This window comes from Citrobacter sp. wls714 (assembly GCF_005281025.1).
Lineage (GTDB): Bacteria > Pseudomonadota > Gammaproteobacteria > Enterobacterales > Enterobacteriaceae > Citrobacter > Citrobacter werkmanii.
The window spans coordinates 42,336-64,626 of the sequence record NZ_SZWZ01000110.1 but is presented as its reverse complement, the minus strand read 5'-3'; the positions used below and the strand labels follow the sequence as shown (position 1 = coordinate 64,626).

The 22,291-nt window shown below is 51.7% G+C and carries 26 protein-coding genes; 3 read left to right on the top strand and 23 right to left on the bottom strand.

What is annotated here, in order from left to right; genetic code table 11:
• Positions 1-86 precede the first annotated feature (86 nt).
• The 11 genes from dinB to lafA all read right to left on the bottom strand — a co-directional run bounded on the left by dinB (position 87) and on the right by lafA (position 9,357).
• Entirely contained in the window at positions 87-1,142 is a 1,056-nt protein-coding gene (gene dinB / locus FDX11_RS24930) for a DNA polymerase IV (protein ID WP_137398699.1), read from the bottom strand.
• Between the two features lie 64 nt (positions 1,143-1,206).
• A complete protein-coding gene (locus FDX11_RS24925) occupies positions 1,207-1,848 on the bottom strand; it encodes a hypothetical protein (RefSeq protein ID WP_061383065.1) in 642 nt (213 codons plus the stop codon).
• A gap of 56 nt (positions 1,849-1,904) precedes the next feature.
• Positions 1,905-2,903, bottom strand: a complete 999-nt coding sequence (gene lafU, locus FDX11_RS24920; protein WP_137398698.1) for a putative lateral flagellar export/assembly protein LafU — start codon at positions 2,901-2,903, stop codon at positions 1,905-1,907.
• Positions 2,904-2,905: 2 nt separating this feature from the next.
• Complete coding sequence (gene motA / locus FDX11_RS24915; RefSeq protein WP_006685923.1) at positions 2,906-3,769, bottom strand: flagellar motor stator protein MotA; 864 nt, start codon at positions 3,767-3,769, stop codon at positions 2,906-2,908.
• Between the two features lie 29 nt (positions 3,770-3,798).
• Positions 3,799-4,515: a FliA/WhiG family RNA polymerase sigma factor gene (locus tag FDX11_RS24910; RefSeq protein ID WP_006685924.1), complete on the bottom strand. Its 717-nt coding sequence runs from the start codon at positions 4,513-4,515 to the stop codon at positions 3,799-3,801.
• Between the two features lie 20 nt (positions 4,516-4,535).
• Entirely contained in the window at positions 4,536-5,006 is a 471-nt protein-coding gene (gene fliL, locus FDX11_RS24905; protein WP_061383066.1) for a flagellar basal body-associated protein FliL, read from the bottom strand.
• Positions 5,007-5,013: 7 nt separating this feature from the next.
• Positions 5,014-6,186 carry a flagellar hook-length control protein FliK gene (locus FDX11_RS24900; protein WP_137398697.1) on the bottom strand — a complete coding sequence of 391 codons (1,173 nt, stop codon included), beginning with the start codon at positions 6,184-6,186 and terminating at the stop codon, positions 5,014-5,016.
• Positions 6,183-6,500, bottom strand: a complete 318-nt coding sequence (locus FDX11_RS24895; protein WP_079225387.1) for a flagellar protein FliT — start codon at positions 6,498-6,500, stop codon at positions 6,183-6,185. The genes FDX11_RS24900 and FDX11_RS24895 overlap by 4 nt, the downstream gene beginning before the upstream one ends.
• Before the next feature lie 4 nt (positions 6,501-6,504).
• Complete coding sequence (gene fliS / locus FDX11_RS24890; protein ID WP_003843794.1) at positions 6,505-6,897, bottom strand: flagellar export chaperone FliS; 393 nt, start codon at positions 6,895-6,897, stop codon at positions 6,505-6,507.
• A gap of 33 nt (positions 6,898-6,930) precedes the next feature.
• Positions 6,931-8,256, bottom strand: coding sequence for a flagellar filament capping protein FliD (fliD, locus tag FDX11_RS24885; RefSeq protein ID WP_137398696.1), 1,326 nt, complete (start codon positions 8,254-8,256; stop codon positions 6,931-6,933).
• A 195-nt stretch (positions 8,257-8,451) separates the two neighbouring features.
• A complete protein-coding gene (lafA, locus tag FDX11_RS24880) occupies positions 8,452-9,357 on the bottom strand; it encodes a lateral flagellin LafA (RefSeq protein ID WP_042310403.1) in 906 nt (301 codons plus the stop codon).
• A 543-nt stretch (positions 9,358-9,900) separates the two neighbouring features.
• Between lafA and FDX11_RS24875 the strand changes: the two genes are divergently transcribed.
• Positions 9,901-10,851 carry a transcriptional regulator gene (locus tag FDX11_RS24875; RefSeq protein WP_061383074.1) on the top strand — a complete coding sequence of 317 codons (951 nt, stop codon included), beginning with the start codon at positions 9,901-9,903 and terminating at the stop codon, positions 10,849-10,851.
• Positions 10,829-11,308 carry a hypothetical protein gene (locus FDX11_RS24870; RefSeq protein WP_137398695.1) on the top strand — a complete coding sequence of 160 codons (480 nt, stop codon included), beginning with the start codon at positions 10,829-10,831 and terminating at the stop codon, positions 11,306-11,308. The genes FDX11_RS24875 and FDX11_RS24870 overlap by 23 nt, the downstream gene beginning before the upstream one ends.
• Here FDX11_RS24870 and FDX11_RS24865 read toward each other — a convergent pair.
• From FDX11_RS24865 to flgB, 12 genes are all read right to left on the bottom strand, one after another.
• The gene (locus FDX11_RS24865) at positions 11,305-12,306 is read right to left on the bottom strand and encodes a flagellar hook-associated protein (RefSeq protein ID WP_137398694.1); all 1,002 of its coding nucleotides are present in this window, start codon (positions 12,304-12,306) and stop codon (positions 11,305-11,307) included. The genes FDX11_RS24870 and FDX11_RS24865 overlap by 4 nt on opposite strands.
• A gap of 25 nt (positions 12,307-12,331) precedes the next feature.
• Positions 12,332-13,261, bottom strand: a complete 930-nt coding sequence (gene flgL, locus FDX11_RS24860; RefSeq protein ID WP_137398693.1) for a flagellar hook-associated protein FlgL — start codon at positions 13,259-13,261, stop codon at positions 12,332-12,334.
• Positions 13,262-13,278: 17 nt separating this feature from the next.
• A complete protein-coding gene (gene flgK / locus FDX11_RS24855; RefSeq protein WP_042310409.1) occupies positions 13,279-14,655 on the bottom strand; it encodes a flagellar hook-associated protein FlgK in 1,377 nt (458 codons plus the stop codon).
• Between the two features lie 98 nt (positions 14,656-14,753).
• Positions 14,754-15,056, bottom strand: a complete 303-nt coding sequence (locus FDX11_RS24850) for a rod-binding protein (RefSeq protein ID WP_094301070.1) — start codon at positions 15,054-15,056, stop codon at positions 14,754-14,756.
• Positions 15,057-15,064: 8 nt separating this feature from the next.
• Positions 15,065-16,186, bottom strand: coding sequence for a flagellar basal body P-ring protein FlgI (locus tag FDX11_RS24845; protein WP_137398692.1), 1,122 nt, complete (start codon positions 16,184-16,186; stop codon positions 15,065-15,067).
• 14 nt (positions 16,187-16,200) lie between these two features.
• Positions 16,201-16,866, bottom strand: a complete 666-nt coding sequence (gene flgH, locus FDX11_RS24840; RefSeq protein WP_038643004.1) for a flagellar basal body L-ring protein FlgH — start codon at positions 16,864-16,866, stop codon at positions 16,201-16,203.
• Between the two features lie 56 nt (positions 16,867-16,922).
• On the bottom strand, positions 16,923-17,708 hold the full coding sequence (gene flgG / locus FDX11_RS24835; protein WP_042310416.1) for a flagellar basal-body rod protein FlgG: 786 nt from the start codon (positions 17,706-17,708) through the stop codon (positions 16,923-16,925).
• A 30-nt stretch (positions 17,709-17,738) separates the two neighbouring features.
• A complete protein-coding gene (locus FDX11_RS24830; protein WP_042310418.1) occupies positions 17,739-18,476 on the bottom strand; it encodes a flagellar basal body rod protein FlgF in 738 nt (245 codons plus the stop codon).
• A 9-nt stretch (positions 18,477-18,485) separates the two neighbouring features.
• Complete coding sequence (gene flgE, locus FDX11_RS24825) at positions 18,486-19,688, bottom strand: flagellar hook protein FlgE (RefSeq protein WP_137398691.1); 1,203 nt, start codon at positions 19,686-19,688, stop codon at positions 18,486-18,488.
• A gap of 26 nt (positions 19,689-19,714) precedes the next feature.
• Entirely contained in the window at positions 19,715-20,584 is an 870-nt protein-coding gene (locus FDX11_RS24820; RefSeq protein WP_137398690.1) for a flagellar hook capping FlgD N-terminal domain-containing protein, read from the bottom strand.
• Complete coding sequence (gene flgC, locus FDX11_RS24815) at positions 20,584-21,015, bottom strand: flagellar basal body rod protein FlgC (RefSeq protein WP_006685942.1); 432 nt, start codon at positions 21,013-21,015, stop codon at positions 20,584-20,586. Before flgC ends, FDX11_RS24820 begins: the two co-directional genes overlap by 1 nt.
• 2 nt (positions 21,016-21,017) lie before the next feature.
• Positions 21,018-21,365 (bottom strand): flagellar biosynthesis protein FlgB, encoded by a 348-nt coding sequence (gene flgB / locus FDX11_RS24810; RefSeq protein WP_042310529.1) that lies wholly within the window; start codon positions 21,363-21,365, stop codon positions 21,018-21,020.
• Between the two features lie 82 nt (positions 21,366-21,447).
• Here flgB and flgA point away from each other — a divergent pair, with 82 nt between their 5' ends.
• Positions 21,448-22,215, top strand: a complete 768-nt coding sequence (gene flgA, locus FDX11_RS24805) for a flagellar basal body P-ring formation chaperone FlgA (RefSeq protein WP_371414808.1) — start codon at positions 21,448-21,450, stop codon at positions 22,213-22,215.
• Positions 22,216-22,291: the final 76 nt, after the last annotated feature.

Here is a 22,291-nt window from a genome sequence, read left to right as displayed (position 1 = left end):
CCGGATGGCGCTGCGCTTATCCGGCTTACGCGCTGATTTGTAGGCCGGATAAGGCGTTTACGCCGCTATCCGGCAATACATCAGAGTTAAATTCCCAGCAGCAGTTGCCTTTCCAACTGTGGATCCAGCAGCGTGACGTGTAATCCCACCAGTCTCACGCCTCGCCCTCCCCGACGTTCATCCCAGGTTTTGTGCGCCGTCGCAATTAAGTCATCTTTACTTAAGCGCGGCCAGACGTGCTCCTGCGTGGTTTGCTGAAAATCATTAAACTTGAGTTTTATTCCCTGCCGGGCAATCAACAGATCCGGTTTTACCTTTGCCAGACGCCGTTCCAGTTCGGGATATAGACGCTCAATAATCTCCTCACATTCAGCCCATTCATGAATATCTTCTGCCAGCGTACGCTCGACGCCGACTGATTTGCGCAGTCTGTCGTTGTTGACGTCGCGCTCATCAATACCCTGGCTGCGTTCCCACAACACGCGACCAAACTTACCAAACCGTTTGAGCAACATGGCCAGGTCGTATTTTTGAACATCCTCGCAGGTGCGCAACCCCATCACTTCCAGCTTAGCGGCAGAAACTTTGCCAACGCCGGGTATTTTCCCTAACGGCAGCGTTCTGAGAAATTCAGGAACATCGGCGGGGGTAATGACATATTGCCCGTTGGGTTTATTGAGATCGGAGGCTATTTTTGCCAGAAACTTAACCGGCGCAATCCCGGCGGAGGCGGTTAACTGTAGCTCGTTGAAAATTGTCTGGCGGATCTCCCGCGCTATCAGCGTGGCGGAACCGTGACAGTGAGCGCTGTCGGTCACATCCAGATAGGCTTCATCCAGCGAAAGAGGTTCGATCAGCGAGGTATAACGGGAGAAGATCGCCTGAATCTGGCGGGAGGCTTCTTTATAAGCCTCGTATCGACCAGGCAATAACGTGAGATGCGGGCACAGTTTTAACGCCATTCCGGTCGGCATTGCGCTACGCACGCCAAATTTACGCGCCGGATAATTGGCAGTGCTGATAACCCCCCGGCGTTCACGACTGCCGCCGATAGCAATGGGAATGTCGCGCAGGGCTGGATTATCACGCATTTCCACCGCTGCGAAAAAACAGTCCATATCAACATGTATGATTTTGCGCATCACTCGCCCCACAACACTGTTTAAGTATACAGTATTTTTATAGTGTGAGAAGTCTGATTATGCCTTACGCAGGACCATTCATAACGAAGCGCGCATCACACAGGTAACGCACAATATCCGTTTTCGTATGCTCCGCTGGATTGCCCGCCGTACTGACAAAAAGCTTATTCACTTTGCGAATCTTTGCTCGCAGCAATTTTTCGATCGTCATCAGGCGAAAGGCGTCATTTTCCACGCAGAAAAGCTCGTAGTCGCCCAGACGCTCTCCACAAATTTCACAATGATTCATCCAGTAACGTAGCCCGGTGGTTTTACTTTTATCCAGATAGTAATTGCTGGCTTTGATGTTCTTTTTTATCTCTTCAGGCAGAGAATTAATGTGGAACAGAAAGGTATTCCGTCGAATAGATTGCCAGCCTTTGCCATCCTGATCTTTTCTGATAAACCGGGTAAACATCACTCCGTGAATATGGGTAAGCTGGTGGCAGTTCCAGCAGTGCATCTTCGAGGTAATCACCAGATAGTACGGCGCGACGATGTTAAAACTGTCGGTGTTGTAGACATAGTCACGAAGCGCCTCGTTTAGCTCATGGGGTTCGGTGTACCAGATCCCGGAAACTTTGTCGAAATGCGCGCCCTGACAGGCCACATCCGTGACGTTATCAGTATGAATATCCAATGGAATAATATGGGCTATATCTATCATATTGCCTTCCTGCGGGATAATTTACCCCCACATTGCGTGGGGGACGGGGAACAGAATTAATGAGCGACGGGAGCAGAATGTTGGCGTAAAGAAGTCACCTGCTTTTGTTTGTCGAGCTTATCAACCAGTGGTTGCACAACCTTCTCGCCATGCTGACCAAAATATTGATACAGCGTATCGGAAGCGCTTTGCGTCAATACCATGATCTCAATGCGACGGTTGCCGGCGCTTTCCGGATTTTTCGCATCCAGCAGCATTTGGTCAGCCATTGCGCTGACCTGCATTACTTTATCCTGCGGCATCCCGGCGTCTTCCAGCACACGACGGGCCGATAATGCGCGGTCGCCTGACAGGTTCCAGTTGTTGTAAATGTTACTCTTATAGCTCATCGCGTCCGTATGCCCGGTAATGATGAGCTTGTTGTCCAGCGAGTCAAACACGGGGGCCAGCTCAACCAGCAGCGATTTAAAGAACGGCATAATTTTGGCGCTACCGCGTTCGAACATATTACGGTTCTGATCATCTTTAATCAGAACGCGCAACCCCTGAGGAACAATCTCCATTTCAAGGTTGGTCTCCATATGCGCATTGCGGGCAATGACGTTAATGTCGGTCGCCAGCTCGCCTAGCTCCTGGGCTGATTTTTGTTTCAGTAACACCGTTTTCTCGTTCACATCCAGCGCCTTTTTAGCGTTCTCTTCCGTGATCCTCGCCGTCTCCTGTGGATTCACGGTTTTATCAAGCTTGTTGCGCGTGACGTTTTTCTTCTGCGCGCCTGGCGCTATCGGCTGCTTGCCCAGCTTGTTTAACGGCGCCATACCGCCACCGTTAAAGATTGACTGGCCATGCAGCGCCGCCACGATATTTTCGCGGTCAGCCTTGCTGACGCTGTTCACAATCCACAGCGTCATAAACAGCGCCATCATCGCCAGAGTAAAGTCAGCAAAGGCGACCTTCCACGCCCCGCCATGATGACCTGCATGGTTCTTTTTAATTTGTCGGCGGATAATAGTGGTTTTCGCGCCGCGATCGCGACGATTTGGCCCCTTCCTCATGCTTATTCCTGCTCCAGCATCGCATTAACCCACGCATCCAGATTGGCGAAAGTGGGTTTAGAGGCCAGATGGAGAAGTTTACGGCCAGCATCGACCGCCAGTAGCGTCGGTTTACCGCCCGCTTGCGCCACCAGCACGGTACGAACGCATTCGAGCAGCGAATGCTCTGCCCGCGCCTGCTGTTCCATGGCGTTTGCCAGCGGGTCCATCAGGCAATAACAGATGAACACCCCTAAGAATGTCCCCACTAACGCCGCCGCCACTTTCAAACCAATAAGCGCAATGGAGCCATCGATAGACTGCATGGTGATGATAATGCCCAGTACCGCAGCACAAATGCCAAATCCAGGCATCGCCTCGGCGGTACGCTGCAAGGAGCGCGAAGGGGTTAACAAAGACTCTTCGGCGGTATCCAGTTCCTGATCGAGGATCCCTTCCAGTTCATGGGCATCGATTTTCCCCATCGCCATCAGACGGAAGTTATCGGCGATAAATGTCACCAGTCGCTTCTGAGTCAGCACCAGCGGGTATTTCTGGAAAATGGTGCTTTCTTCCGGCTGCTCGATATGCTGATCCAGCATACGCAGACCACCGTTCTGCACCATTTCCAGCAGCTCATACAGGCACATCAGTAACTGACGCTGAAACTCCGGTCCCATTTTCTTTTTACTGATCACCCCTTTGATCTGGTGGGCGATCTCTTTCAGGACATGTACCGGGTTACCAATAATCATCGCCCCCAGACCAGCACCGACGATGATAATAATTTCTGCTGGCTGCCAAATAGCAATTAACTGCCCACCAGCCTCAAAGTAGCCGCCAAATACGCAGCCCAAAACCACTAATAAACCAAAAATCTTTTGCATTACGTCCTCCGCATGTTGATTCGGAATTGTTAGTCTGGATATAAACAATCACGAATCTTGTGCGTGATTTTTTTATTCATTTGACAAATTCGGGCTTCGGTCAGCCCTAATACCAGCGCGATCTCTTTTAAATTCATATCGTGTTGGTAATACATTGAGAGCACGAGGCCCTCTTTTTCGCTGAGTTGGCTCAGGGCGTAACTCAACATTTCCTGGGTGACGAATTGCTCCTCAAGCCCCCGCCCTTCGAGCGGTGCAATCGGCATATCGCCATTCAGTAATTCATCCAGACTGGCCAGCGTTTCGGCGCCTTCCAACTGTTGATATTCCTGATAATCCTCAGACGATAACCCCAACCGGGACAACTCCTCCCATGAGGGTTCATGCCCAAGCTGTGTGCGCGCATCACGAATCAAATCTTTAATCTGATGGTATTTTTGCCGTAACTGGCGAGGCCGCCAGTCGAGGCTGCGCAGCTCATCCAGAATTGCGCCGCGTATGCGGTGGACAGCATAACCGGCAAAACCTTCGTCTGGCTGACCGTAGCGGCGAATCGCGTTCAGCAATCCCATCAGCGCCGTTTGTTCCATATCCTGCCTGTCCATAACGCAGGTACATTGCGGCGCAAGTTGACGCACCACTTTGCGCACCAAAGGTAGATAAGCCTGTAAATAATGGCTCTCTTGCTTTGGCGTGAGCACGGGCGTGGCATTAAAGTCTTCTGACTCGTAAGCATCCTGTATCATGTTATTTCCTGGCTTGTCGCTTATTGGAACACGACTTTTTTCACCAATATGTCCTTATAAGGTGTCGCCATTTTGCGTTTCGCTAATTCGACTTTCAGATTCTCAAATACTTTCTTTCTGATATCGGAGATCTTCAGCGCCCGAATATCTTCATATTTCATATTCGAAAGCTCATCTACGGTAATACTTTGATAGAGCGGTTCGTCCTTCTTAATTTTTTCAGCGTCTTTCTCTGAATCAACGACCATTACCAGCTCAGCGACCATATAGCGATCGCCCCCTTCATCATCATGCAGCGTAACCACCGTTTCCGGCAGAGAGACAAAAATACTGCTGGATTCATCCTGGCTGTCTTCCGCTTCATGGGCAGGAACCTCTGCTGCAGCCGTAGTTCGCTTATTCATAGAATGATAAATGCCCCATCCTGCGCCCCCCGCAATACCCAGAGCCACAACGGAGCTGATCACACACGCGATAACAATTTTCTTCATTTTACTTTTACACTTTGATCAGAACGGATTCATTCCGTTGAAATTGAGGTTCATCATTGAGCACTAATGCCGACGTCACCTCATCCTGTTGATGACCTGACTGCTGTTTTTGCTGCTGAGATTGCCCCTCGGAGGAGACCTGAACATTGACTTCCATGAAGTTCTGCGCCGTCAGGTGCTGGCGTAGGTTCTCGCTAAATTGTTGCAATGAGCGGCAGACATCGCTCTGATTTGCGCCGATGTGAACCATCAGCTTGCCTGCATCCAGTTGCACGGCGATTTCAAGTTTGCCTAGCGAAGGAGGGTCAAGACGAATGGTTGATACCTGCTGTTGCTGACCAAGCTGGAACTGAATTCTGTCTTTGAGGAGCGCGGTGAGTTTCTCCCCGAGTTCCTCCGTTGACATCATCACTGGCGAGGACGCTTGCGTTGACACGATGTTATGGTCAGTCAGCGGATTCACCGGCTGATTTCCCTGCGCCGCCGTAGTGAGTAAACTTTGCGTAGAGAGCGCCGGGTTAACCGTCACTCCAGCGGTTTTTCTCTCCACCACCGGGCGCGGACTGGCGTTCTGGGTTGCTTTCACCCGAGCAGAAATTTGTTGGGTGGTCGAGAGTGACGCAGGCTCCGGCGCAATCGCACGCAGATCCTGGGCGGAAAACGTCGCCAGCTTAGCCTGTTGATCCGGGGTTGCTGGCGGCAAATCCTCACTGAGAGACGCCAATAACGTTTGCAGCTTAGGCGGCAGTGACGATAAGTCGGTTGTATGCTGCTCAGCCGATGGCGTGGACGCTTTTTCCGGCTGGGCCATGGCGCTCGCCAGTTGGCGCAGCAGCGATGATCCCGAATGAGTGGTTTGCACCTGCGCCAGCATTTTCAGCATTTCACCATCAGGTTGCTTCTGTACTCCAGCAGGAGCCGCCTGAGTCGGTTGCGCCAGTAGCATCGCCAACAATGCCTGCATGGCTGCCGGATTCGCATCGTCTGGTTTATGTGCAGCCGCCGATGTCAGCTGATGACTCAGTTTTGCGCCAATCAGCCGCTCAGCCGCGGCGTTAAACCCCGATTGGGGTAAAGAAAATGTGCCGCTGCTTGCAGGGGCCGCCGACGCCGAAATAGTCGCCTTTTCCGGTGTGGCCTCTGCCGACGCACTGACCGAGGCCAGTAATACAGGATTCATGCCTTCTCCGAAATTAAATTAACCATTGAATACGCCAGCATTCCTTCCTGGTTTTGCTGATGTTTCTCCATACGCGCTTTGAGTTCTTCCGCACGCTGCGTTCGCCGCGCAATTAATGCCTCAAACGCGACCAGCAGTCTGCTCTTCACTTCCCGTAGCGACTCGGCGTCAGTTTCCCAGGCAGCATAGGCATGAAAGTCACGCATCACCTGCTGATGCAGCCCCGGTAATCGACGCCACCGTTTTTGATCCAGGGCATCGTTCATCGCCGCCACCAGGGCATAAAGCTGCTGTTGCTGACGCTCTCTTTCCATCGCCTTATCCAAGTTTTGCCGACAGACCTTCCCAGCCTGTGCGCAGATTCGTCAGGATGAGGATCACTTCATCAATTTTTTCTAACGACAATTCGCCGCTCGCTTCATACAGACGGTAGACGCAGTGGTCATAAAGCCGGGAGAGATTCACCACCAGCTCACCGCCGGTTTCAAACTCCAGCGAGCTGGTTAAGGCGTTGAGAATATCGATACATTTATTGATGCTTTGCGCTTTACGCTCGTAGCGTTTGTTTTCAATGTGGCTTTTCGCGCGTTCCAGTTCGTCCATCAGTCCCGAAAACAGCACCAGCACCAGCTCTAACGGCGATGCTGCTGCCGTACGCGCAGCAAGATCCATCTCTTTATATTGCGAATAACCATCCTGCGTGTCGTACATATTGGTTCCCAATCCTTCTTTTAAATCAGCCGGTTACATAAACGCGGCCATACTCACTTTCATGGTATACGTTTCAATCAACGTATTGGTGTACTCTTCCACATAGCGGTCATAGTTGGTGTTATAGGTTTCGGTCAGTTGATCGCTTTCGTCCTGAATTTTGCTCTGCTGGTTATCAATGTTTTCCTGGCGCATAGCGATGATGCCGTTGCTGGAATCCAGGTAACTTTCCATCAGGTCGTCCATCTGCGCGACCATGCTGTCATCGCCGACAAAAATGGAGGTCAATCCGTCCGGGTTTTCTTCCATTTCTTCGCTGAACTGGGTGGAGTCAATCTGCAGGTGGCCGTCGGAATCCAGCGTAATGCCATAGTCGACAATCGATACGCCGCCGTATGAAGCGTGTGCGATATCATCCATCTGATTTGCCAGTGAATTCATCCCAGCGTCACCGGCAAAAACCCCGGCTGCCGTGTTGTCATCGCCGTAGCTGGTGAGAGAATCTATGGTGTCGATTAGCGTGTTATAGGCATCCACAAAGGTCTGCACTTTTGCCTGAGAACCACTGGAGTCTTCAGCAATGGTAAAGGTGGTTACATCGTTCGGATCGTCAGGGTCGCTGACCTCTGAAAAGGTCATGGTTACGCCGGGGATCACATCGTCAAAGGTGTTAGTGCTGCTTGTAATGGCGGGGCCGCCCGCATTACCCAGATGAATTTCAGCGTCCTGCGCCTCTGTGACATTATTTTCGCTGGCGGTAATCTGATCAGAGAAAGAGGTGTTTCCCGTTACGCTTACTGAGAATTTGCTTTGCGCTCCCGTGGAATCGGAAGTCAGCATGATGGTGGTTGTGCCATCGGTTTTGACCAGCGCCGCCGACACGCCTGGGTTGTCATCCGAGCCATTAATCGCATCAACCAGTTCGTTGGCATCAATAAAGCTGTCGCCATCCTCATCGGCAGACGCGAGATCGATATCCATGGTCGTACCGTCATCCATCGTGAGCTCAAACGTGCCGGTTGCGCTAAAGGTATCGTCACTCATGCTGAAGGTCGTCTGCTGCGCCTGCGCCAGTTTAGTGACATAGAATGAATAGGTTCCCGCCTGCGCCTGCGAGTTTGCTGATACGGTATTCGCCTCATTATTCGAGGTGGCAGAAAACGTCAGTGGGCCGTCGGTGTCGCTGTTAAGCGCGTCTATTGCTGACTGAAAGTCAGTGAGCGCCGAACTTAACGACTCCAGACCGCTGCTCTCTGCATTCAATTCGTTCTGTTGGTTCTGCAGATTCGCCGCTTGAGTGGCGATATCTGCGTAGGCAAATTCTTGTGCTAATTTTTGGATCGGACTCGTAAAGCTCATAATCAGTGACTCCGTGCAACGTTATTTATGCATTAGCAAAACGCATGCCAATATTTTTTAGTATTTATATTCAGTAAGTTAAATTAGTAGCGGAAATGAATTTTCCCTTCCTCAGGAAGGTTTCCAGGTAAAGCCTGGTCGCTGAAAGCACAACACCGCCGGATGGCGGTGTTGTGAGTGGCATCACGTCAGGAATTACTGCAGCAGGCTGGAAACCATGCTGGACATGCTGTTGGACTGCTTCAGCATGGTGATACCCGTTTGCATCAGTACCTGTTGCTGGGTCATGTTGGACGCTTCTGTCGCGTAGTCGGTATCCATAATGTTGCCGATCGCCACTTCAGTGTTGTCCTGCATGCTGGTCAGGTTAGCAGCGGTGTCGTTCAGACGGTTGATGGATGCACCCAGTTTGGACTGGATCTTAGACACGTCATCCATTGCAGTCTGGATAGTGCTGATCATATTGTTAGCAGCGCCCGCAGAAGCTGTTAGCTCGGTACCAGATGCACTCACATTAGATGAGTTGTCAGAAGAGAAAGATTTGCTGACTTTATCCAGATCGTTGACCAGATCACCCAATTGCGAAGAAATATTTACGGTCATGGTGTCAGAAGATTCAGCGCCAACCTGGAAGGTCACTGAACTCTGGAACAGACCTGAAACCCCTGTGTTACTTGTGGCAGCCGTACCGAACAGGTTAGTGCCACCATAGGTGGTGTTCTGCAGCATATCGGACATCTGCTGACCCAGTTCGTCGTATTCATCCTGCATCGCCTGTAGATCATCGCTGCTGTAAGTTCCGTTCGCAGCCTGGGTGGACAGGTCTTTCATACGGCCCAGTACGTCGGTCATTTCGTCAAACATGCTGTCGGCAGTCTGCAGCATCGCGGTTGCGTCCTGAATATTGCTCAGCGCAACGCCCATACCGCTGGACTGCGCGGTCAGGCGGCTGGCAATCTGTTTGCCCGCAGCGTCATCTGCAGATGAGTTAATACGGTTACCTGTCGCCAGACGTTCCATAGAAGTAGACAGTGATGCGCTGCTTTTGTTGATAGCATTTACAGCAGACATTGATGCGGTATTAGTATTAATCGATAACATGGTACTGCTCCTTGGGAATAATCGTTTTCGTTTCGATACTCAGTAAAAACGACCACCCGTTCGGAAAACTTAAAGCGCTACAAAAAATTTTTTCATGCCTCCTACAACTTCATCAGCAAGAGCTCACTCCTATTTTAGCTTTCCGTGCTTTAGCTCCAAAAAAGGCCTCACCCAAGGAAGAACTCACCTAAAGTTTAATTAAAAGATTATTAGAAATATCTCATCATGAGTTGATTGATTACGCATCTGAAGGGTTAACTTTATGATAAAGATAAGATTGTACTCAATCAAGAATGCATTAAAGTATCGTACTCAGGCTTTATTTTACATTTCGTTGCAAATAGCCTGTATTTTTATATTGTGAGTCTCGGACACTTTCGCTACATTTCAAATCCTTTTTTGGACAGTATAAAAAATACTCAATAGCGATTCGGCTACAGCTTCACAGCCAGAAAGACATTTCAATTTCTCCAGAATTTTAATGCACTGATTTTTAACGGTGTGACACCAGGGATATAAAATCTTGCACGGGTACACAAAACGATGAGTATCGTAGTCAACAACTGGCGGATGGATTCCTCGCTTAATGCGTTAATCCATTGTGAAACAGGTGAGATACGTCGCCTGGGCGAATACCATTTTATTCTGTTAGAGACATTAGCTAAAAATGCCGATGTGGTTTTATCTCGGTCGTATTTAATGAGCGCGGTATGGAAGAATCGTATCGTTGGTGGAAATAGCCTGCCGACAGCCATTCATGCCCTACGTGTTGCTATCGACGATGACGGCAAGCAGCAGGAAATTATAAAAACCATACCCAAAAAAGGGTATTTATTTAATAAAAACTACCTCACTGAAACTATTGACCTTAATGAAACTGTGGCTGATGACAGTACTATTGATGAAGCCGAGAAGCGTACCGAGGTTATTGAACCCCTTACACTTGTTGAAACGCTTCCGTCAACAACTCATGGGGAAATACCCTTACTTAACAGTCAACTATTGCCGAGAAGCCAGAGAAAAACTACCATCAGGCGGCATCCTTATCGCGCCGTTCTGATTACCTTACCCGTTATCGTTATCGCGCTGTCGTTGTTTATTTTAATCTCTTATTTTAAAGCACCATCTGTCACTAAAATGGAAGAAGCTCCACAACTGGTTAAAGAGACGCTTGAAAATGCCAACCGTGTTACCGTATATCAACTGTACGACTCAGGTGAGAATAAGAAATCGTCATCGTTTGTTTCACCGCATATTCTTCCCGGTATAGAGCAGCTCAACCCATTGTTGGTAAGCCATAATGCCTCGATGACCTTGTATTATCGGGTTTCACTGAACAAACTTGCCCTTGATATTGTGCTTAGTAATCAATGCAATGACAAATGGCAGTTAGCGCTGAGTTTTGATAACTGGCTAAATAAAGATAATGAAATGAATGGTATTTTAATTAAAGAAGTGGAGAAAATGTTAAATGAAATGCCAAAATGCAAATAATTTCTTTTTCCCTGGCCTGTCTGTTTTAACGCTATTTTTCACTTTTATCGCGCATGCCCATATTGAAAATACAGTTATTGCCAATTACGATCTTAATACTGGCAAAAACGTACATTATGAACTCATTACGAGTCCACTGAACAAAAACATGACCGCCACTCTCGTCCCGCTGGAGCAAAATAACAAAATGCCATCCACGTTTAAGATCGCATCGTGCATAAATCATTATGCAGGTTCATCTAAACAAGGGGAGTTTCACTTTAGTACCACCAAAACCGATCAAAACGATTCCCGGCTGGCTAATTTCGGAGTATTTGTCTCTGAGCACAACCTGCATACGTGGTGGCTTCATTTAAACCCACAGCAAAATTTGCTTTTTACACGGGATGTTGGAGGTCTATTAATCACAGACCCCACTGTATTTAACTTCTCAACAAATGCATGTCAGCAGAATTAACTTAATAAACTACGGACAGTCTGGCTGGAAAGTCGGGCTTGTCCATTTACCGCCTGTGCTAATACCTGATAATTGTGATTAGCATGATCCAATACTCCCCCCAGTGATTCAGAGGCTTTTACCGCACTCTCTGCCTGTGGAAAACGCGCCATACCGTCAATCAGTTGCCGGCCCTTTTCCTGCTGGGCAGCCATTTGCGCACGTTGATCGCCAATAATATCCAACGCCTGCTGTAATCCGTCCGGAGTCCGGGTTCCGCCCTGTGCTATATACTGTTGAAGCTCCTCTGAACGTGAGGGATCGGCAAATGTTTTCATCGGGGTAAACGCTGATGACTTCGCACCGACATCGCGTACGCTCAGGGTTTGTTGGATCTGCGGCCACTGCTTTTCCGTGGTGGAGAACGTTAACGTGCCCTGCCGATCGTGCACCTGTACGCCGACGCGACGCAGCGCGTTGCTCATCATTATCTTGTACTGGCCTGGATCCATATCCTCACTCACCACCACCGCCGAGTGCTGCGTTTGCCGCCCGTCGGAAACACTAAACATACGCGAGCTTATGGCATCTGTTTGCAGCATCTGCGCCAGTTCAGGCGCGTGAAAGGTCACTCGCGCCTCGCCCTGCAAAACCGGACGCAGTTGCCTGTCCACCGCGCCGCCGGATAACGCCGTTCTTTTATCCAGCCACTGGGTAAGTTCGGCGCCCTTTTGCTGCTGCGTCTGCCCGCCACGGCGCGAGGCATGGCGATAATCCAGCAAATGCTGCTCCAGTTGTCCCAGATAGTGATCGGCCTGCTGCAGCGTGGTGAGCTGATCGTTAAGCTGCACGCTATAGCGCTGAGGCCGGGTGGTAATAAGCGGTGAGGCCGGGTAATCACTCGCCGTTGCGGGTAACTTTTGACGGACAGGGGCATTCTGCGCAACGGTATGCTGTTGCACAGAAGAATTAAGCGCTCCGCTACCGGAGAGTGATGTTGTATTTAAACCGACCTGCATACTATTCCTGAGCTACTGCTAGCTGTTAAATCACACTGAAAAGGTTCAACTCACTCACTTTGGAGTAAGTTTTTAAGGTGGCTTCCATCGCCATTTCCAGACCGGTAAAGGTTATAGAAGCGGGGCCATAATCCAGATCGCTCAACTGGCTAATAAGCTGATCGTTGGACGTTGAGATATCCGTTTGAGCACCGCTTAGCATGGTCATCGTATTCTGCGTTTCACCAATGGTGGCGATAGAGGCATTGAGCTCATCAGAAGCCACGTCTACCGTGTCGATGGCATTCTGAATATCGCTTTGCACCTGCGGAGCGGCGGGGTCTACCGATGGATCCTGCAGCTCTTTCGATAATGACGTTAAGGTGTTCAGCACGTCCAGGCTATCGCCGAAGAAGTCGCTGACGGCAACATTGGTATCAACCTCTACGCCATTGGAGACGGTGGTCTGGCGATGATCGTCGTTACCCTGATAGGTATAGCTGTCGGTCACCCCGTCGCCGTCCTCATCCACCGCGACAATCGGCGGCCGATCGTTCACCGTGCCGCCAAACACATAGTGCCCGTCTTCATCCTGGTAATTGAGCGCCGCCACCATCGCTTCGGTCATTGACTGGATATCCTGCCCCAGGCTGGATAATGACTCGGCGGTATTGGTGCCGTTCGCGGCTTCCAACAGATCGTCGCGAATCGCCAACAGATCGTTATTGACGCCATCGAGAATAGACTCCTGCTGGCTCATTCCTGCCGACGCGGAATCAATATTGGTTTGATATTGGTCGAGGGCCGATTGCTGGCGGTTAAGCTGGGTGATACGGGTTGCAGCGATAGGATCATCTGACGGCAACAGAATGCTTTTGCCCGTCGCCATTTGCGTAACGACGTGCGACAAATCGCTGGAAAGGTTATTAAAACTCTGCGTCATAGACACATAGGATTGTTGGGTAGACACTCGCATGATAATAGCCCTCCAGGTTAGCTACACATTTCCAGCACAGAATCGAAAATATCAGCACCTGTTGAGATGACTTTCAGGTTAGCCTCGTAAATCTGCTGGTAGGTAATAAGGTTGACCGCTTCTTCGTCCATGCTGACGCCGCTCACGCTGCTCTGTTGATTCTGTGCCTCGGAGTACACGTTGGCTGCGGCTTCGGCTTCCGTCTGGTTTTGCTGGCTGTAAATACCGATGTTACTGATGATCGATGAACAGGCTTCGCCCACGGTTACGCTGCCGAGACCTTCTATATCCAACGGTTCGGTCGAGATGTTGATTAGCGCCTGCAGGTTATCGCTGTTACCGCTTTCGTCTGGCGAGCTGGAAAATGCCAGTTCATCGGCGGTGATATCGGGATTGACCTCCAGCGGACCATCCGATGAGTTTTCGTCATAAATAAACAGCGGTTCGCCGGGATTCCCGTTCAGGTCATAGCCCTGCGCCAGCTGAGTGTTAACCGCATCGGCAAATTGCTCCGCCATGCTGTTAATCGTTCCCGTCAACGGCGTCAGTATTTCATTCTGATAATCAAACAACGCCCCCAGCGAACCGCCGGTATCGGTGCTCATGGATGAGGTGGTTCCGGCAAACGTCAGCGACATGCTTTGTGTGCCGTCGGCGTTGGTATCCAGTTCGATGGTGGAACTCTCCTGCCCGCTGACCAACGGCTGACCGTTTTGCAGCGTGACGTTATAGTTACCTTCATCATCGATATTGACCTGAACGTCCATGATACCGCTGAGTTGTTCGACCATCTGATCGCGGGCGTCGTACAGCGCCGAGGCGTTATCACCGTTGGCTTCAGCTTCCGCAATTTGCTGATTATAACTGGCAATACCGGTAGTCAGGGTGTTCACCTGCGCCACCATCGCCTGCTCCTGGCTGACGATCTCGCTGCTTTGCGAGTCGATATAATCGAGGGTGTTATCCACGCGCAGCGCCAGCGCGCCGGACTCGCTAATCACCTGCTCACGCAGGGCGGAATCATCCGGACTGGTGGTGGCTTCGTTTAGCGCGGCAAAAAAGTTATCAAAACCCCCGCTCAGGCTGCTGTTATCATCGCTGAGGACGGTTTCCAACTGCGTTAAATATTCTTGCTGGGTGTTGTAATAGCCATAATCGCTGGCGGCATACCAGACCTGGTTAACCTGATACTGGTTTGAGACCCGGCGAATACTGTCAACCTGCACACCGTTACCCGCGCTGTTCGCCGAACCAGAACTGGCGCCAATGGTACTGGTGATGGCAACCTGCCGGGTGTAACCGTCTGTCATGGCGTTGGCGGTGTTTTGCGCCGTTACGTTAAGCTCCACTTGCGCAGTCGATGCGCCGCTGTAGCCAATGTTAATCATGTCCATCAAAGCGTCCTCGCCGGTCAGTTACCCGGTCTGTCATTAACAACCTTGCCGATTAAGAGCGGCGAAAAAACCGCAGTTCTTAAGCCGCCGCGCAATCTTTATCCTTTGTGATGAGGGGAGAGTTGTTTGACGATCATCTCCGCAATGCCAATGCCGTGCTGTTGGGCAAGACTGTTGCACAGCTGATCATCATAAAATCCCTGCATCATGCGTACCGAGTCGCTGTTAAACGGGTTATCTTTTGAATCGAATATCTCATTGGTTTTACGCATCTCTTTCAGCATGTTGCGTAAGAAGATGGCTTCGAACTGCTGGGCCGCTTTCTGCAAATCGTTATCTTTGATTTTGGGGCCCATTAACGCATCGCTGCCGTCAATCCCCCCGCTATGATTCACCTTAATATCGGCCATTAAATCACCTCCAGATCGGCATCCAGCGCCCCGGCTTCATGCAGGGCCTGTAAAATAGACATAATGTCGTCTGGCGTGGCTCCCAGGCTGTTGAGCGCATTAACCAACGTTTTCAGACTGCTGGATTCAGGCAGCGTAATCATCCCCGGACGGGCATGATTCACCGAAATATTGCTTTGCGGCGTCACCGCCGTACGGCCACCGGCAAAAGCGTTCGGCTGGCTGACGTTGCTGCTTTCATTGATGGAAACCGTCAGACTGCCATGCGATACCGCCGCCGCATGCAGGGCAATACCATCGCCCATAACGACCGTACCGGTACGCGAGTTAAACACCACCCGTGCCCGGACTTTTTCCGCCTGCACCTGGACGTCATCTAACTGAGACATAAACGCAACGCGCGCCCCGGGGCTGGTTGGCGCGCGGACGATAACGTTGGTTGAGCTTTGTGCCGTCGCAATGCCGCCAAACGACGCGTTGATCGCCGCCGCAATATTATTGGCATCTTTGAAAGAAGGACGTTTCAGGTTAAGCGTGATGGTATCGCCCATCTGGAAATCGCTGGGAATTTCACGCTCTACCGACGCGCCGTTCGGTATCAGCCCGGCGGTGGGGGTATTCACGGTGACGCTGGAGCCGCTGGCCCCGGTCGCGTTCATCCCGCCGACCACCACGCTCCCTTGCGCAAGGGCGTAGACCTCTCCGTCCGCGCCGTGTAATTGGGTGAGTAATAATGTGCCGCCGCGCAGGCTTTTGGCATCGCCAATCGACGAGACCGTGACGTCAATGGTCTGCCCACGCGAGTACATGGGCGGCAACGTCGCGCTGACCGCCACCGCCGCCACGTTCTTCACCTTCGGATCGATTTTGCCCGGCAGTTGTACGCCAAACTGGCGCAGCATGTTGGTAATTGTCTGGTTGGTGAATTTGACCTGGTTTTTATCCCCGGTTCCGTCCAGACCGACCACCAGACTGTAGCCGACGAGTTGGTTTTCCCTGACCCCCTGGACGTTAACCAACGACTCCAGAGATTGCGCCTGCGCCGCGCCAGGCAGCGCCAGGCTCAGGGCGATAACGATGCCATTTAACGCCTTCATCCAGCGCCCGCTTAAGTGTTGCATATCAAAATCCTGCATTAGATCGGGAAGAGAGGATGGTTAAACAGACGCGTCAGCCAGCCCGCCGCATTGGCATCGCTCAATGCGCCACGACCCGCATAGGAGATACGCGCATCGGCAATACGCTGTGATGAGACGGAGTTGTCATTCTGAATGTCATCGGCGCGCACCAGGCCGCTCAGGCGAATGTACTCATCGCCCTGGTTAAGGGTGAGCCATTTTTCACCGCGAATTTCCAGGATACCGTTCGATTGTACCGAGTGTACCGACACCGTAATTTCACCGCGCAAACTGTTCTGCTGCTGCGAGGTCGCCGTCCCGTTGAAGTCACGATTAGCATCCACGGAAGCGGAAAGGTTATCTTTGGTATGTCCGAACAGCGTCGGCGCGCCGATATCAACGGTATTGTTCTTACCGAAATTGGTTTTCGCCTGTTTGCTCGACTGGGTGGATTCTTCCAGCATCACGGTCAGGATATCCCCCACCCGATAGGCGCGGCGGTCCGCCGTCAGCGACCAGTTATACCCAGTTTCAAACACGCCACCCGCACGACCATCCGCCGTTGGCGGCGCTTCCGTTTTGGGAGGAGCAAAGAATTCGTCATTTTTTTTGACCAGTAGGGCCTGCGATTCGCACCCGCTTAACAGGGGAAGCAGTACCATCAGCCAGAGATAATTTTTCACGTTCTGCCTATTTCTGCCGGATGGCGCTGAACCATCCGGCATTTCACATTCTTGAGTTACAGTGTCTGACTAATAAACTGCAGCATATCGTCTGCCGCAGAGACCATTTTGGCGTTCATCTCATAGGCGCGCTGTACGGTGATCATCGCCACCATTTCGTTGACGATGTCCACGTTCGAGCCTTCCAGTGCTTTATCCTGTAACGTTCCCAGGCCATCTTCCCCCGGAATACCTTCCGTCGGTTGGCCGCTAGCCGCCGTTTCCAGATACAGGTTGTCGCCTTCGGCTGAAAGCCCGGCCGGGTTGGCGAAATTCACCAGCGTTAGCTGCCCCAGTTCAGTAGGGTCACTGTCGCCGGGCAGGATTGCCGTCACGGTGCCATCAGGCGAAAAAGCGACTTGGGTGGCCCCTGCTGGTACATCAATTTCTGGCTGTAGCGGCAATCCCTGGGCGTTGGTTAGCACGCCGTCGGCATTAACCTGCATATTGCCGTCACGGGTATACGCAATATCTCCGTTCGCCTTTTGCACCTGCCAGAATCCCTGCCCCATGATGGCCACGTTCATCGTATTGTCGGTGGTTTCTACATTCCCTTCGGTGAAGGTTTTTTGCGTTCCCACAATACGAACACCGCTACCGAACTGCATACCGGTCGGCATGATGTTATTTTGATCGAGCATGGCGCCCGGCGCTTCCTGAGTCTGATAAAACAGATCCTGGAACATCACGCGGTCGCGCTTAAAGCCCGTGGTATTGACGTTGGCGATGTTGTTAGCAATCGCACTCATCTCAGCATCCTGCGCCGACAGGCCGGTTTTACTGATCCATAACGCTGCGTTCATAAAACTTTATCCCTGATTAAAGGCTACGACTCAGGAGCCGCGTAGCAGTCTGTTGCCTGAGTCGCTGAGATCTTCAGCCGTTTTCATCATCTTGATTTGCGCTTCGAACTGACGGTTCATCGCGATAGATGACATCATTTCGCTCACCGCAGACACGTTACTGCCTTCCAGAAAGCCGCCGCTCACTTTGATGTTCTCATCGCGCTGTGCCGGTACGCCGTCCGCCGTCACCAGCATCCCTTCGCTATTTTTCGCCAGATTGGCGACCGGAATATCCACCAGCTTCAGGCGATCGATATCCATCGTTGCAGTGACATCGCCATCGTCAGGTGTGACGGAGAGCGTGCCGTCGCTGCCGAAAGAGGCAATCGCGTTTGGCGGTAAAATAATCGGGCCGTTATCCCCGAGCACCACGTTACCGTCGATGGTCAGTTGCCCCTGATCGTCCTGCTGAATATTGCCGTTACGGGTGTACACCTCGTTTCCCGCTTTATCCTGCACGGCGATATAGCCGGATCCCTGAATAGCAACATCAAGTGGACGTTCGGTTTTTTCCGCCACGCCGGTGCTGTCATTGACGCCGCTGGGACTCTCCTTCGCCATAAAACGCGTATCGAAGCCACCGCCTTTTACTTTGTCATTGCTCGCCATCGCCATATCCGCGCGAAAACCATTGGTGTTAACGTTGGCGAGGTTATTGGCGCTAATTTGCTGCTCCAGCAGCGTCTGGGTGGCGCCGCTCAGTGCGGTATAAATCAACCGATCCATTTCTTAGCCTTACATCGCCTGGAAGAGAGCCTGATCCAACTGCGTACTGGTCGAAATCACCTTGGTGTTCGCCTGGTAATTACGCTGGGCGGTCATGAGATTGACCAGTTCGTTGGTGATATCCACGTTGGAGCTTTCGAGCATGCCGGAGGAGAGCGTGCCGCAAGAGCCGGAGCCAGGCGTGCCAATCAGCGGCGTGCCGGATTCGCCCGTCTGCACCCAGGCAGTGCCGCTGACCGCTTCCAGCCCGTTCTCATCCGGGAACGTCGCCAGCACGACCTGCCCCTGCAGCATGCGTTCGCCGTTGCTGTAGGTGGCGTAAACTTTACCGTCGTCATCAACCTGTACGCCGTTTTGCGTCGCGGAGGCATAACCGGTGGCGGAGTTGGTCGTCACCGAGAAATCAGAGCCGTACTGAGTACAGTCTGAATAATCGACGGTCATTGAAATCGGCGCAGCTTCATCAGTAGTGAACGTGATGGTTTGCGGCGTTGTTGGCGATGTCAGCTTACCGGTATTCTGATCAAAGGTCAGTGTGGTCGGCGGTACGCCGCTCTGCGCCTCACCATCAAAGGTGTACTGCACTTCCCAGGTGTTATCTGCGGTTTTAGTAAAATACTGGCTAACCGAGTGCTCGTTACCCAGCGAGTCATACACGGTGGTGGTGTAGCTGTCGGTGTAGGTGTCGCTGTTGTTTGCGTCAAACGGTACGCTGGCGCGATCGATCGTTTCATCACTGGCATCAAAGTTTGCCGTGAAGGTCATGCTGTCGGTGGCCTGCGCCGGGATGTTGCCGGTTTTAATCTGGATATCAGTGACGGTACCAGTTTGCAACGTGCCGCTGTCATCAACCGGATAACCTTGCAGGTAATCACCGGACGCATTGACGATATAACCGTTTTTATCCGTCACAAAAGAACCGGCGCGGGTATAGGATATGTTCCCTGCGCTGTCGCACATGACGAAAAAGCCATCATCGTTAATGGCCAAATCCAGCGCATTGCCGGTTGATACCATCGAACCACCGGTGGAGATACTTTGTGCGGAACCTGCCACGCTCACGCCCATCGCCTGTGTCCCGGCGTACATGGCGGAGAACTGGGTGGTCATTGATTTATAACCGACCGTCCCGGAGTTAGCGATATTGTTACTGATACCGTCCAGTTGTTCGTTGACGGCGTTTAGCCCCGTCGCTGCAATTTCATAACTCATTGTTTCTTCCTGTAATGTAAACTAAATCAGAGCACTGTATTGCTGTCGGCGTTATCGCTGCCGTCGTTAGTATCTGGCGGCGTGGTGTCATCAGTGCTATCCGGTACGCCAAACTGGGTGATCATGGTGAATGGCACTTCGCCAACGCCGTCAACGTTAAGCACCGGCGTGCTGCCATCGAGCGGAATACGCACATCTTCCACCTTGCCCGTCACCTCAATCGGCACTTCCTCTTCTCCGGTATTGGTCACCACAGATACGCTGTAATCGCCCGGCGGGATGCCGTAACCCGCAGGATTGATGTCGAAGTCCACCTGGCCGGGTCCGACGGAGGTTTCACCTTCCGGGATCAACGACACGGTGTAGTCATCACCCGCTTCATCGGTAAAGTGCAAATCCACATCGGTACAGCTGTCATCCAGCGTGACGCGCCCCTGAATCTCCTTGCTGTTATCTTCGATATCCAGCGAGGTGGTTTGCACCATGATGTCGTCGCCGACCATATTCCCCAGCGCCATCACCTGAATGTTGCTCATCAGCACGGCGTTGGTGTTGGCCTGGACGCTCATCTCTTCCATCATGGCGACCTGCGCCATTGAGGAGAGCTGATCGATATAGGCCGTAGGATCGGTGGGATCGGTTGGATCCTGATTTTCGATTTCAGCCACAAACAGCGTCAAAAAGGTGTCGACCGCCGAGGTTTCGGTGGACGTTGTCGTTGTTGGGGTGCTGCTGGTGTCGCTGGTATCCGTCGTTGACGACGTCGTAGAAGAACTACTGTCTCCCAGATTGGTGCTTTGCGCCGTTGCGCCGACGTTATTTTCAGCAACGGCCGTCGTCTTCTCCTGAGAAGAAGCCAGCGCCTGAGATTGGGCATACAGAGCCAGGGTATTCATTACACTTCTCCCAGTTTGAGTAAGCTTTGCTGCATACTTTTGACGTTATTCAGCACATCAACGTCGGTTTCAAAATCACGTGACGCGGACATCATGTCAGCCATTTGCTCGACCACGTTGACGTCCGGGTACCAGACAAAACCGTTCTGGTCCGCCATTGGGTGATGCGGCTCATAACGTTTCACCGCCCCGCCGCTTTGCATGACGTCCTGTACCTGTACGCTGGCGCCATCAATGGCGTGACGGTTATGTCCACCTATCAGACTATTGTTGTAAACCGCGGCAAAAACCGGGCTGCGCGCCTTATAGGCCTGCGCCTCGCTGCTGGCAGGAGATTCCGCATTCGCCATGTTGCTGGCGACGGTATTCAGACGGATGGTTTGCGCCGTCATCGCCGAGCCGGAAATCTGGTAAATATCAGTAAACGACATGGTTATTTTCCTTCAATGGCCTCTTTGATACCGCTAAGTTGCAGGTTCAAAAAGGTCAGACTGCTTTGATAATCCATACTATTTTGTGAAAACCGGGCCTGCTCGGTATTCAGCTCTACGGTATTGCCATCCTCTGAAGGCTGCATCGGCACCCGGTACTTCACGTCCACCTCGGGTGGAACATTTGTGCGACTTGCCCGTTGCATCTCAGCGGCAAAATCAATATCTTTGGCTTTGAAATTTGGTGTATCGACGTTTGCCAGATTCGCAGTCAGTAGCTCGGTCCTCTCAAGACGTAACTTCACTGCCAGCGGATGTACACCCAATGCCTGCTGAAAACTGATTCCCATTTCTTGCATCACTCCTGCGTAGATATCGCTGTTATTAGCAATATGTATGCCAACTTTTAAGTGATTGATGAGAAATGACTTTATGAAAACACCTCCTCACAGAAGGAAGCCCTTTTTCCTCTTTGCCGTGGAAATGATGCTGGCTATATGCTGTGTCTTACCCGTACATGCCGCCGTCCATCCCATTCAGCACAGCGCCCGGGAACAGATCAACGCGCGGGTTCTCGATGCCGCCAGTCATGAAATTGACGCGCTGGCGCGCAAACAGCAGTGGCAGGACTATCGCTACACGTTCAATATCTATATCCCCTCAGCCGTGAGCACCAGCGCGCTATGCGCGTCGACGCCACAGATCACCTCCAGTACCTCCCCGGAGATGGCCTTGTCACGCATGAACTTTGTGGTGACCTGCCCGGGCAATGCGGGCTGGAAATATAACGTTGCAGTGCGCCCCGACGTGTCGGTGCCGGTAGTGATGCCAAAGTCGTTGATTGCCCGAGATACGGTGATTACGACCGACGACCTGCAGCTTAAAAAATTCAATATCAGCAACCAGCGGGAAGGGTTGATGACAAATATGGATGAAGCGATTGGTCTCACCAGCAAGCGCCCCCTACAACCGGGTAAGCCGATTACCCGTAGCGAGCTGGTTCAGCCTGTATTGGTGAAACGCGACCAGCCGGTAATGATCGTCTCCCATACGGCCGGGATTACCGCCTCGATGCCGGGCGTGGCATTGAAAAATGGTCGTAAAGGGGATGTGATAAAAGTTCGCAACAGCAGCAGCCAGCGGATCATTAGCGGTGTGGTGGATGATACCGGCGTGGTCACCACGCTGGCGGCGGAGTAGTGAGGGGGATTTTTTGTGATGGGATTAAAGTTTTCCTCTATTGCCGTCGCTTTTAGCCAATAACAGATAACCAACC